The sequence below is a fragment of the Paracidovorax wautersii genome, assembly GCF_031453675.1.
GTDB lineage: Bacteria > Pseudomonadota > Gammaproteobacteria > Burkholderiales > Burkholderiaceae_C > Paracidovorax.
Window position 1 is genome coordinate 751847 of record NZ_JAVIZX010000001.1, and the last position, 11855, is coordinate 763701.

An 11855-nucleotide genomic window follows, 5' to 3' on the forward strand; every position below is an offset into this window, starting at 1 on the left:
ATGGAGCTTTCGTGTACGTTCTGCCGGTGTGGTGCCAACGCTACGAGACAAACCGTGCCGGCGCCGGTCCGAGCAGCCGCAGCCCGAATAGCGGAGGACGAAGCGCGGACGGGCTGGCAGGCATGACCACCTGCCAGCCCCGCCGCAATGCTCACACCAGCAGCGCATTCACCCGCTTCACATACGCAGCAGGGTCTTCGGGCAACCCGCCTTCGGCCAGCACCGCCTGGTCGAACAGGATGTTCGCCAGGTCGTGGAAGTGCACGCTGCCGTCCAGCTTCTTGACCAGGGCGTGCTCGGGATTCACCTCCAGCACCGGCTTGGACTGCGGGGCTTCCTGTCCGGCCTGCTTCAGCAGGCGGGCGAGCTGGTTGCTCATGCCGTCGTCCTGCACGACCAGGCAGGCGGGCGAATCGACCAGGCGGGTGGTCACGCGCACGTCCTCGGCCTTGTCCTTGAGCGCCTCCTTGAGCTGGGCGAGCACGGGCTTGAAGGCTTCGGCGGCCTCTTCGGCGGCCTTCTTCTCGGCTTCGTCCTGGAGCTTGCCCAGGTCCACAGCGCCCTTGGCGACGGACTGCAGCGGGGTGCCGTCGAACTCGTGCAGGTAGTTCAGCGCCCACTCGTCCACGCGGTCGGTCATCAACAGCACCTCGATGCCCTTCTTCTTGAAGACTTCGAGCTGCGGGCTGTTCTTGGCCGCGGCCAGCGTGTCGGCCGTGATGTAGTAGATGGCCTCCTGGCCTTCCTTCATGCGGGCCTTGTAGTCCGCGAACGAGACGGACACGCCGTCGCTTTGCGTGGACGCGAAGCGCAGCAGCTTGGCCAGGCGGTCGCGGTTGCCGAAGTCTTCGCCCAGGCCTTCCTTGAGCACCGCGCCGAACTCGGCGTAGAACTGGCTGTACTTGCCTTCCTTGGCCTTGTCTTCCTCGCTCACCACGTCGGTCACGCCGTCGGCGCCTTCGCCAGCGGTATGGCGGTCATGCTTGGCCAGGTCTTCCAGCATGGAGAGCACGCGCTTGGTGGAGCCTTCGCGGATGGCGCGCACGTCGCGGCTTTCCTGCAGCAGTTCGCGGCTCACGTTGAGCGGCAGATCGGCCGAGTCGATCACGCCCTTCACGAAACGCAGGTAGGTCGGCATGAGCGCCTCGGCGTCGTCCATGATGAAGACGCGCTTCACGTAGAGCTTCACGCCGGCCTTTTTGTCGCGGTTCCACAGGTCGAACGGCGCCTTGGCGGGGATGTAGAGCAGCTGCGTGTACTCGGTGTTGCCCTCCACGCGGTTGTGGCTCCAGGTGAGCGGGTTCTCGTGGTCGTGGCTGATGGCCTTGTAGAACTCCTGGTACTGCTCGTCGGTCACGTCCTTCTTGGCACGCGTCCACAGGGCGCTGGCCTTGTTCACGGCCTCCCACTCGCCCGTCTTGACCATCTGGCCGGGATCGCCTTCCTTCTCGCCGTCCTTCCACTCTTCCTTTTCCATCAGGATGGGCAGGCTGATGTGGTCGGAGTACTTGCTGATGACCTGCTTGAGTTTCCAGGCGTTCAGGTATTCCTCGGCGTCGTCGCGCAGGTGCAGGATGATGCTGGTGCCCCGCTGGGCGCGGGTGATGGTCTCCACCTCGAAGTCGCCGGTGCCGCCGCTGATCCAGCGCACGCCTTCTTCGGGCGCGAGCCCCGCACGGCGGGATTCGACCGTGATCTTGTCGGCCACGATGAAGCCCGAATAGAAGCCCACGCCGAACTGGCCGATCAGCTGGGCATCCTGCTTCTGGTCGCCCGACAGGCGGCTCATGAAGTCCTTGGTGCCGCTCTTGGCGATCGTCCCCAGGTGGTCGATGGCCTCCTGCTGGCTCATGCCGATGCCGTTGTCGGTGATGGTCAGCGTCTTGGCGGCCTTGTCGAAGGAGACACGCACTTCCAGATTCGGCGCGTCCTCGTACAGGGCGGCGTTGTTCAAGGCCTCGAACCGCAGCTTGTCGCAGGCGTCGGACGCGTTGGAGATCAGCTCGCGCAGGAAGATTTCCTGGTTGGAGTACAGCGAGTGGGTGACCAGGTGCAGCAGTTGCGCCACTTCGGCCTGGAAGGAATGGGTTTGCTTGCTCATGGTGATTCGTTCGGAGTCAGGAACCGGATGAAAAAGGGAACGCCCCGCCAGTTAGGGGCCAGCCCGGGATTATCAAGGGGCCGCAGGGCGCCGCCCCTCGGCCATGCCGGCGCGCCCCGAAGGCCCGGCCCTGGCTAGTCCGCAGCCAGGGGGCCGCTGAGGAGCGCCATGAGCCGCTCATCCACGTAGTGCCCGTCGCCTGCGCGCCGGTAGAAGCCACGCAGCGTGCCCTCGTGCACGAACCCCAGCTTTTCGTAGAACCGGATGGCCTGGGGGTTGTCGGCCTCGGCACACAGTTCGATGCGCAGCACGCCCATCGCCTGCAGGTCGCGAACGGCGCCCAGAACCATCTCGCGCGCCACGCCCTGCCCGTGCCAGTGCGGATCCACGGCCAGGGTGCCCAGGCTCGCCACATGCTGCGCGCGGCCGGGATAGCGGGTGGTCTTGTAGAAGCCGGCCAGGCGGCCGTCCCGCTCGTAGACGTAGAAGCTGCCGCTGGCGCACAGCGCCTCGAAGAGCGGCCCGAACTCGGCCAGCGGCATGGGGTCGTAGCCCAGGAAGGGGATGACGCGCTCATGCATGTAGAGCGCGTACACGGCGGAAAGGTCGGAGGGGTTTGCAAGCCTGCGCATGGGGAGTCTCGGTTCTTGGGGCGGGGAGCCCGCCTGTGGGACGGCCGGCTGACCGACGATAGCAGGGGCCGTCACACCCCCTCCCCGCCGCGCCCCCTCCCCGTCACACGCCCCGCCACCGCACACACCCTGCGCCGCCACCGCAGGATCGGCGAAGATCTCCCGCCGAGCGGCCGGGCGCCGGGTGCCCTGGCATTCCCGTGCGGTACGCCGCACGGCCTCAGCGGTCGGGCTGCCACCTAGACGGCACATTCCCGTCCTTTTCCCGCTTTTTTAGTTTCAAGCAAGGCACCACCACCATGCGTCTATCGGATCAATGGGTTCTCGTCACGGGCGGCGCCCGGGGCCTCGGCGAGGCCATCACCCGGGCCCTCGCACGCGAAGGGGCGGGCGTGGTCATCAATTACCACCGCAGCGCCGCGGCCGCACAGGCGCTGGCCGAAGCACTCGGCCCGCGCGCCCTGGCCCTGCAGGCCGACGTGACCGATGCCGACGCCGTGCGGCGCCTGTTCGCCCAGGCGCAGGAGCGCACCGGCCAGGCCATCACCGGCGTGGTCAACAACGCGCTGGCGGACTTCCGCTTCGACGGCGACGCCCGGCCGCCGCTGGCCGACATGCCTTGGCAGCGCATGGCCCAGCAGTTCGAGGGGGCCGTGAAGGGCGCGCTCAACACCATGCAGGCCGCCCTGCCCGGCATGCGGGCGCAAAGGTTCGGCCGCGTGGTGAACGTGGGCACCAACCTGTTCCAGAACCCGGTGGTGCCGTACCACGACTACACGGCGTCGAAGGCCGCGCTGCTGGCGCTCACGCGCACGGCGGCGAACGACCTGGGGCCGGACGGCATCACGGTGAACATGGTCTCCGGCGGGCTCTTGCGCACCACCGACGCCAGCAGCGCCACGCCCGAGGCGGTGTTCGACCTGATCGCCGGCCTCACGCCGCTGCGCCACGTCACCACGCCCGCGGAGTTCGCCGACGCGGTGCTGTTCTTCCTCTCGCCCTGGGCGCGCGCCGTGACGGGGCAGAACCTGGTGGTGGACGGGGGGCTGGTGAAGGGCTGATCGCCGCCAGCCGCCCTCACGCTTACCAGTAGTACTTGAAGCTCACGTTGGCCTCGCGGTCCACGCCGCGAAAGATGCCTGCGTAGTAGGTCTTGTTGAACAGGTTGTTGATGGTCAGCGCGATGCGATATTTGGGCACTTCGTAGGCCAACGACAGATCGGCCACGGTGACGGCGTCGTTGACGTTCAGGCTGCCGTTGGCGGCCACGTTGTAGGGAGAGCGGCCCTTATAACGCACCCCACCGGCCACCATCACGCCCGGCAAGGCGCGTGGGCGGTAGTCCAGCCACACGTTGGCCATATGGCGGGTGGTCTGCATGGTCTGGCGGCCCACTTCGGCGGGGCGGGTGCTTTGTGTGGTGCGCGGGTCCAGCCAGGTGTAGCTGGCCAGGCTGCTCAGCTCGCGCGTCAGGCCCACCCGGGCGTCCAGCTCCACGCCCGTCGACCGCACTTCGCCTGTCTGGACGCTGAAGCGTGGGCGGTCCGGGTCCTGCGTGATGACGTTGGTCTGGCGCAGGTCAAAGACCGAGGCGGTGATCAGCGTGCTGCTGCCTGGGGGCTGGTACTTCACCCCCACCTCGTACTGCTTGCCACGGCGCGGCTGGAAGGCGCTGCCATCGTAGGCCAGGCCCGTCGTGGGATCGAACGAGGTGGCGTAGCTCGCGTACGGCGCCCAGCCGCTGTCGAACTGGTAGAGCACGCCGGCAGTGCCGGTGGTCGCGCTGTCGCTCATGCGCGGCTGGGTGGTGCTGTTCTGGGTGGTGCGGGCCGTGTCGTGGCGCAGGCTCAGGTTGGCGATCCAGCCGTTCCACTGCAACTGGTTGAGCGTGTAGATGCCGGTCTGGCGCAGGTCGGAGTTGCTGTCCTCCAGTTCCGGCACGGCAATGGACTGGCCGTAGCGCGGCGCGTCCAGGTCCAGGTTGGGCACATCCCAGCCAAACCCCAGGCCGCCGCGTTCCTTGTACTTGTTGTGGTCCAGGCCAAGCGCCAGGCGGTGCTGCACCTCGCCCCAGCGCAGGTCCTTCTGCGCCCGGTTGTCGATGGCCAGCGTCGTGCCCTTGGTGAGCTGCGCCAGGTTGGCGCGCGAGACGTTGTGGCCGTCCTCCAGCACATCCATGGCATAGATGTGGCGGTAGTCGATGTCGATCTTGGAGTAGCGCAGGTTCTGCATCAGTTGCCAGCCGCTGTCGGTCTGGTGCTTGAACTCGTAGCCCAGCGATTGGGTGTCGCGGTCGAAGCGGTCGAAGGCCGGGTCACCCGCCGTCAGCTTGGGGGAGACGTTCTTGATCTGCGGATAGGTGAACAGGCTCGGCCACCAGGACTTGGGCGTGCCGCGCTCGCGCGAGTAGGTGCCCAGCACGGTGAGCTGGGTCTGGCCCGAGAGGTTCCAGCGTAGCGAAGGCGCGATCGAGATGCGGTCGTCGCGCGAGCCTACGGTGCGGCCATCGCTGTCGCGCCCCTTGAGGTTCAGGCGGTACAGCACATCGCCGTTCTCGCTCAGCGCCCCGCCCAGGTCGGCCGTGAGCTGGGCGCGCTGGTAGCGGCCGTACGAAATGCCAACGCTGTTGACATGATCGGCCTCGGGCTTTTTGGACACCACGTTGATCACGCCGCCGGGCCGTCCCTGGCCGAAGAGCACGGAGGCCGGGCCCTTGACGACCTCGATGCTGTCGAGCTCGTCGATCTCGTCGTTCCACGATCCGTAGGTGCCGGCCGAGAACTGGCGCAGCCCGTCCTTGTAGTAGGAGCTGCCGTCGCTGAAGCCGCGGATGATGGCCCCGGTCATGCGCAGGTCGGCGCCCGTGACCTCGGTGGACACGCCGGCCGTGTACGACAGCGCCTGCTCGATGCTCTTGGGGGCCTGCGTCTTGATCTGCTCCTGGCTGACGATGGAGATGGAACGCGGCGTCTCCATCAGCGTGCTCCCCAGCTTGGTGGCAGTGGCGCGGCTGACCGCATAGCCTTTCACGGGGCCTTCGCCACCCGCTGGCTCGGCCTGCGCAGTCACCGTGACGGGCGCGAGCGTGGCGATGCCGCTCGGGCCGGCCTGAGCCACGCGCCGCAGCGCCCAGCCGCCGTTGCCCTGGCGCACGGCCTGCCATTCGGTGCCGGCCAGCAGCGCGCCGAAGGCGCCGTCCACCGTGTAGCTGCCGCTCAGGCCGCGGCTGATCTGGCCCACCGTCTGCTCCGGCGTGAAGGTGAGCGCCACGCCCGCCTGGGCGGCGGCGCTGCGCAGGGCCGCGTCCAGCGGGCCCGAGGGAATGTCGTAGCTGTGCTGCTGCCCCGTCTGGGCATGGGCGGCAGTGCCTGCCATCGACAGAGCGGTGGCAGCGCCCGCGGCCAGCGTCCATTGCACGGCACGGGCCAATGCGCGGTGGCGGGCCGCCGGCAGGGCGGACGAAGCGAAACGGCGGGCGGGCCGCGGGCGGTGGTGCGTAGGCATGGTGTGCGGGTTTCCTTGAATCCGGTGCGTTGAACAAAGCTCTCGGAACAAGGACGCGCGGCGCGCGCGATCGGGTCACCCTGGGGCGGAATTTTTCGCCTTCGCTACGCTATCGATAGCTGCCTGCGCTTATTTCATAGGCGCTTGATGCCAAAAACGCTCCAGGAAAGTTTCTGCGACATCAAGGCCCGCGGGGCTCCGCCGCCGCCGCCTCCACCACCACCCACCAGCGCGTGCGCCAGCGCACTTGCACGGGCAGCGAATTGGGCAGCATGGCCAGCACGGCATCGGTGTCGGCGGGCTCGCCGGGCGCGTCGGCCCCATCCAAGGGGAACACGCCGGAAAAGCGCAGGCCCGCCACCTCGGGCGCGGCGCGCAGCCAGCCCGGGCGGTAGCGGCCCAGCTCGGCCAGGAAGTCGTCGAGCCGCTGGTTGCCCACCCACAGTTGGCCGCGGCTCCAGGCGGCCTCGCGCTCGCCGGCCACGGTCGGCGCCAGCGCGCGCGTACGCTCGAAGGCCGCGGCCTGGCCGGCGTCCAGGCGCAGCGGCGCGGCGCCCGGGGCCGCACTGGCGGGGCGGATTTCCACCGCGCCCTCGAACACGGCCACGCGCGTCCACGCATCGTCCTGGCGCACGGAAAAGCGCGTGCCCAGCGCGCGCACGCGGCCTTCGGCCGTCTCGACGACGAAGGGGCGCGCGCCCCACTCGCCCGCCGGGTGGCCGGTGGTGAACAGCGCCTCGCCGTGCAGCAGCCGCACGCGGCGCTCGGCACCGCTCCAGTGCAGGGCGACGGCGCTGCGCGTGCCCAGCAGCAGTTCGGTGCCGTCGGGCAGGGTGTGGCGGCGGCGTTCGCCGGTGCCGGTGGCGTAGTCGGCCGCCAGTTGCTGCCACTGCGGCGTGCGCGTGGCCAGCCAGCCGGCGCCGGCCGCCGTGCCCACGCCGGCGATCACGCCCAGCAGGCGGCGACGCGCAGCCACGGGGCGCGAGCCGTGCAGCGGCGACAGGCTGCGGTAGGCCGCGCCGCCGGCATTCAGGCCGGGCAGCGCGCCGGTGACGGTCTGCAGGTGCTGCCACGCGCGGGCGTGGTCGGCGTGGGCGTCGTGCCATTGGCGCCAGCGGGCCTGGTCGGCGGCCGTGGCCTCGCCGGAGCGCAGCAGCGTGAACCAGTCGGCGGCGGCGCCAGCCACGGCCGCGTCCAATGGCTGGCCGCCCGCGCGAAGCTGCCTGACCGCGCCCGGCGCGGGCACGGTCAGGCGTGGAAGGGAGGTTCGGGAGGGCATGGCGGCCTGCTGTTCAGAACATCAAGAGGAAGCACTGACGGTGCGCTTGCGCGAGGTAGCGCTTCACCGAGGTCATCGATACGCCCAGCCGCTCGGCGATGGCGGCATAGGTCAGGCCTTCCAGGTGCGCCAGCAGAAAGGCCTCGCGCGCCCGGGGCGCCAGGGCGTCCAGCACCTGGTCCACCGCCTGCAGGGATTCGAGGGCGATCAGGCGCTCTTCGGGCGACGGGGCCAGGCCGTCCGGCATCAGCGCCAGCGCGTCGAGGTAGGCGCGCTCCAGCACGCGCCGCCGGTAGTGGCGGATGACGAGGTGCTTGGCGATGGTGGACAGGAATGGCCGCGGCTGCTCGATGCGTGCCGCCATGCCGGAGGCAATGACGTTGACGAAGGTGTCGTGCGCGATGTCCGACGCCTCGAACGCATTGCCCAGCTTGCCGCGCAGCCAGGCCTGCAGCCAGCCGTGGTGCTCGACGTACAGGGTGTGGACGGGATCGGCCGGAGCGGCAGGCGAAGAGGCGGTCACGGGGAACAGGTTGCGGCCACGCCGCGCGTCAACTTGAGAATGGTTCGCATTCTACGTGCCACCCTGCGGCACCGGGCAGAACCACGCTACGGCGGCGATGGCCCGATGTACATTCGCTCACATGAACGATCGCGTGCCCCGCCCCGGCCCTGGCGGCCTCTCCGCCACCGCGCCGCATTTCCTGCCCGACGGCACGCCCACGCACCCGTTGCTGAGCGGGACGGACTGGGCCCACTCTTCGCTTGGCGATCCCGCCGCTTGGCCGCGGCCGTTGCGGGCGGCGGTGTCCCAGGTGATGGACTCGGTGGCGCCGATGTGGCTGGCCTGGGGGCCGCGCCTGGGCATGGTCTACAACGGGCCCTACGCGGACATGCTGGGCGGCAAGCATCCCCGGGCCATGGGCGCGCCGCTGGACGCCGTCTGGGCCGAGGTCTGGCCGGACGTGGGCGAGCTGGTGGCCACGACCCTGGCGGGCCAGGCGTTGTACCGCGAGGACCTGCCGCTGGTGGTGAACCGGCGCGGCCACGACGAACCCGCCTGGTTCAGCTTTTCCTACACGCCGCTGCGCGACGAGGACGGGCGCGTGCAAGGCGTGCTCTGCACCGTCTGGGAAACCACCGACAAGATGCTGGCCCAGCGCCAGCTGGCCGAGAGCGAGTCGCGCCTGAAGGCGCTGACGCTGGCCACTGCCAATGCCGTCTACCGCATGAACGCCGACTGGAGCCGCCTGCTCGAGGTCAACGGCCAGGGCTTTGTGGCCGACACCGCGGAGCCGACCGCCCACTGGGTGGAAGAGTACGTGGCGCCCGAGGACCGCGACCGCGTGCGCGCGGCCATCGCCGAGGCCATGGCGACGCGCGGCCTGCTGGAGCTGGAACACCGCGTGTACCGCGTGGACGGCAGCATCGGCTGGGTCCTGTCGCGCGCCATGCCGCTGCTGGATGCGCAGGGCGAGGTGACGGAGTGGTTCGGCACGGCCACCGACCTGACCGCCCGCAAGGCCACCGAGCTGGCGCTGTACGAGAGCGAACGCCAGCTGCGCACGCTGTTCGAGACCATCGACGAGGGTTTTTGCGTGATCGAGTTCCTCGACGGGCCGCACGGTCCGCTGAGCGATTACGTGCACGTCTCGGCCAACCCGGCCTACCAGGCCAACGCCGGCATCGCCAACGTGGTGGGCCAGCGCGTGCGCGACATGGTGCCCCAGGAAGCCGACGCGTGGGTGGAGATCTACCGCAAGGTGCTGGTCACGGGCGAGCCGGTGCGCTTCGAGCGCGAACTGGTCAAGACCGGCCGCTACCTGGAGCTGGCGGCCTTCCGCGTGGAGCCCGTGGAGCGCCGCCAGGTGGCCGTGCTGTTCCAGGACGTGACGCAGCGCCACCGCGCCGAGCGCGCGCTGCGCGAGCTGAACAACGAGCTGGAGCAGCGCGTGGCCAGCGAGGTGGCCGAGCGGCTCAAGACCGAGGAGGCCCTGCGCCAGGCCCAGAAGATGGAGGCCGTGGGCCAGCTCACCGGCGGCATCGCGCACGACTTCAACAACATGCTGGCGGTGGTGCTGGGCTCGCTGGAGCTGCTGGACCGCCGCTTCGCCGCCGGCGAGCCGCGCGCCAAGCGCTACATCGACGCGGCCCGCGACGGCGCCCGGCGCGCCGCGCAACTCACGCAGCGGCTGCTCGCCTTCTCGCGACGGCAGCCGCTCAGCCCGGTGCCGCTGGATGCCAACCAGCTCGTCGCCGGCATGTCGGACATGCTGCGCCACTCGCTGGGCGGCGCGATCCGGCTGGAGACGGTGCTCGCCGGCGGCCTGTGGCGCATCCATGCCGACCGCAACCAGCTGGAGAGCGTCATCCTCAACCTGGCCGTCAACGGCCGAGACGCCATGGGCGATCTGGCCGATGGCGGCGGGCGCCTGACCATCGAGACCGCCAACGCCCACCTGGACGAGCGCTACGCCGCGGAGCACCTGGGCGTGGCGCCCGGCCAGTACGTGCTGATCGCTGTGAGCGACACCGGCGCCGGCATGCCGCCCGAGGTGATCGCCAAGGCCTTCGATCCCTTCTTCACCACCAAGGAGGTGGGCAAGGGCACGGGGCTGGGCCTGAGCCAGGTGTATGGCTTCATCAAGCAGTCGAGCGGGCACGTCAAGATCTACTCCGAAGTGGGCGCAGGCACGACCGTGAAGGTGTACCTGCCGCGGCGGGTGGACCCGGCCCTCGAAGAAGAGGCCGCGGCCGGCGGCGACGCGGCGCTGCCGCGCGGCGATGCGCAGGAGTGGGTGCTGGTCGTGGAGGACGAGCCGGCCGTGCGGCAGCTGTCCGTGGATGCGCTCGGCCTGCTCGGCTACCGCGTGCTGGAGGCCGACGGCGCCGCGGCCGCACTGAAGCTCATCGACGCGCATCCGGAGATCGCCCTGCTCTTCACCGACGTGGTCATGCCCGACGTGAACGGCCGCAAGCTGGCCGAAGAGGCACTGCGCCGCCGCCCGCAGCTCAAGGTGCTGTTCACCACCGGCTACACGCGCAATGCCGTGGTGCACAACGGCGTGCTGGACGCCGGCGTGCGCCTGATCGGCAAGCCCTACACGCTGGAAGACCTGGCGGTGCGGGTGCGCGAGGCGCTGGACGCGCCCCACACCGGGCTCCAACCTGCGGGCAGCTGACCGGAGCGCTGCGCAACGGCGGACCGCCTCAAAATTGATAGCTGCTTGCGCTTATTTTCTAAGGGATTCAATATCAAACGATGCTGAAGTCCTTTGCCAGCAAGCGCAAGTCGCTCCTCTTTTTGATCAGAACCGCTCGTTCGGCCCCAAGTAGCGCCACTGCCCCGCCGGCAGGTTGCCCAGCACCACGCCGCCGATGCGGATGCGCTTGAGGCCCACCACCTTCAGGCCGACCAGCTCGCACATGCGGCGGATCTGGCGCTTCTTGCCCTCCGTCAGCACGAAGCGCAGCTGCTCGGGGTTCTGCCACTCCACCTTGGCGGGCTTGAGCGCCTGGCCGTCCAGCGACAGGCCGTGGCACAGCCGCGCCAGCTGCTCGCGCGGGAAGGCGGCCTGCACGTCGGTGACCACATCGCCGTACTGCACGCGCACCAGGTATTCCTTGTCCACCGACGAATCCTCGCCGATCAGGTGGCGCGCCACGCGGCCGTCCTGCGTGAGCACCAGCAGGCCGACGGAATCGATGTCGAGCCGGCCGCACGGCGCCAGGCCGCGCAGCTGCGGCGGCGAGAAGCGGTTGCGGCTCGGGTCCTCGCGCCAGTGCGTGCGCGGGTTGATCAGCGCCACGGCGGGCGTGTGGCCGTCCTCCGCCTGGCCGCTCACATAGCCCATGGGCTTGTGCAGCAGGATGGTGACCTTCTGCTCCTGGAAGCCCTGCGCCACGCGCTCCACCTCGATGCGGTCGGTGGGCATGACCTGCAGCCCCATGGGCGCGACCACGCCGTTGACCTTGACCCATCCCTGGGCGATCCAGTCGTCCGCCTCGCGGCGCGAACACAGGCCCAGGTCGGCCATGCGCTTGTTCAGGCGCAGCGTGTCGCCGACCGCCACCGGGGCCGCGGCCCTCGACGGCGCGCCCGGGGCCACGCGCGCCCGCGCCGGGGCACCACCGGCCGCGGGGCGTGCGGCCCCGCCCTGCCCCGCCGGCCGCGCGGGCGCACCCGGGGCGGCGGGCCGGCCGAAGCCGCCCGGCGCGGCGGGTCGCGCGGAGCCTCCTGGCGCAGCGGAACGCGGTCCATTCGAAGGCGCCGCGGAGCGCGGTGAACTGGAAGGCACTGCGGAGCGCGGCGAACCAGGCGGGACCGCGGAGCGCGGTC

General features: G+C 69.9%; 8 protein-coding genes. 2 read left to right on the forward strand and 6 right to left on the reverse strand.

The genetic code is table 11. The features are described from left to right. Positions 1-151: 151 nt before the first annotated feature. Positions 152-2101 carry a molecular chaperone HtpG gene (gene htpG / locus QE399_RS03470; RefSeq protein WP_309826132.1) on the reverse strand — a complete coding sequence of 650 codons (1950 nt, stop codon included), beginning with the start codon at positions 2099-2101 and terminating at the stop codon, positions 152-154. 134 nt (positions 2102-2235) lie between these two features. Further along, a complete protein-coding gene (locus tag QE399_RS03475; RefSeq protein ID WP_309826134.1) occupies positions 2236-2733 on the reverse strand; it encodes a GNAT family N-acetyltransferase in 498 nt (165 codons plus the stop codon). A gap of 299 nt (positions 2734-3032) precedes the next feature. Here QE399_RS03475 and QE399_RS03480 point away from each other — a divergent pair, with 299 nt between their 5' ends. Further along, positions 3033-3794, forward strand: a complete 762-nt coding sequence (locus QE399_RS03480) for a 3-oxoacyl-ACP reductase (RefSeq protein WP_309826136.1) — start codon at positions 3033-3035, stop codon at positions 3792-3794. A 22-nt stretch (positions 3795-3816) separates the two neighbouring features. Here QE399_RS03480 and QE399_RS03485 read toward each other — a convergent pair whose 3' ends face one another. The 3 genes from QE399_RS03485 to QE399_RS03495 form a co-directional block, all read right to left on the reverse strand. Then, complete coding sequence (locus QE399_RS03485) at positions 3817-6108, reverse strand: TonB-dependent siderophore receptor (protein WP_309831915.1); 2292 nt, start codon at positions 6106-6108, stop codon at positions 3817-3819. A 310-nt stretch (positions 6109-6418) separates the two neighbouring features. Next, the gene (locus QE399_RS03490; protein ID WP_309826138.1) at positions 6419-7516 is read right to left on the reverse strand and encodes a FecR domain-containing protein; all 1098 of its coding nucleotides are present in this window, start codon (positions 7514-7516) and stop codon (positions 6419-6421) included. A 13-nt stretch (positions 7517-7529) separates the two neighbouring features. After that, a complete protein-coding gene (locus QE399_RS03495) occupies positions 7530-8039 on the reverse strand; it encodes a sigma-70 family RNA polymerase sigma factor (RefSeq protein WP_309826140.1) in 510 nt (169 codons plus the stop codon). Positions 8040-8160: 121 nt separating this feature from the next. Between QE399_RS03495 and QE399_RS03500 the strand changes: the two genes are divergently transcribed. Continuing rightward, entirely contained in the window at positions 8161-10698 is a 2538-nt protein-coding gene (locus QE399_RS03500; protein ID WP_309826142.1) for a PAS domain-containing protein, read from the forward strand. Between the two features lie 126 nt (positions 10699-10824). On the opposite strand, the gene QE399_RS03505 is transcribed toward QE399_RS03500, so the two are convergent. Continuing rightward, positions 10825-11553 (reverse strand): pseudouridine synthase, encoded by a 729-nt coding sequence (locus QE399_RS03505; RefSeq protein WP_309831917.1) that lies wholly within the window; start codon positions 11551-11553, stop codon positions 10825-10827. Between the last annotated feature and the right edge of the window lie 302 nt (positions 11554-11855).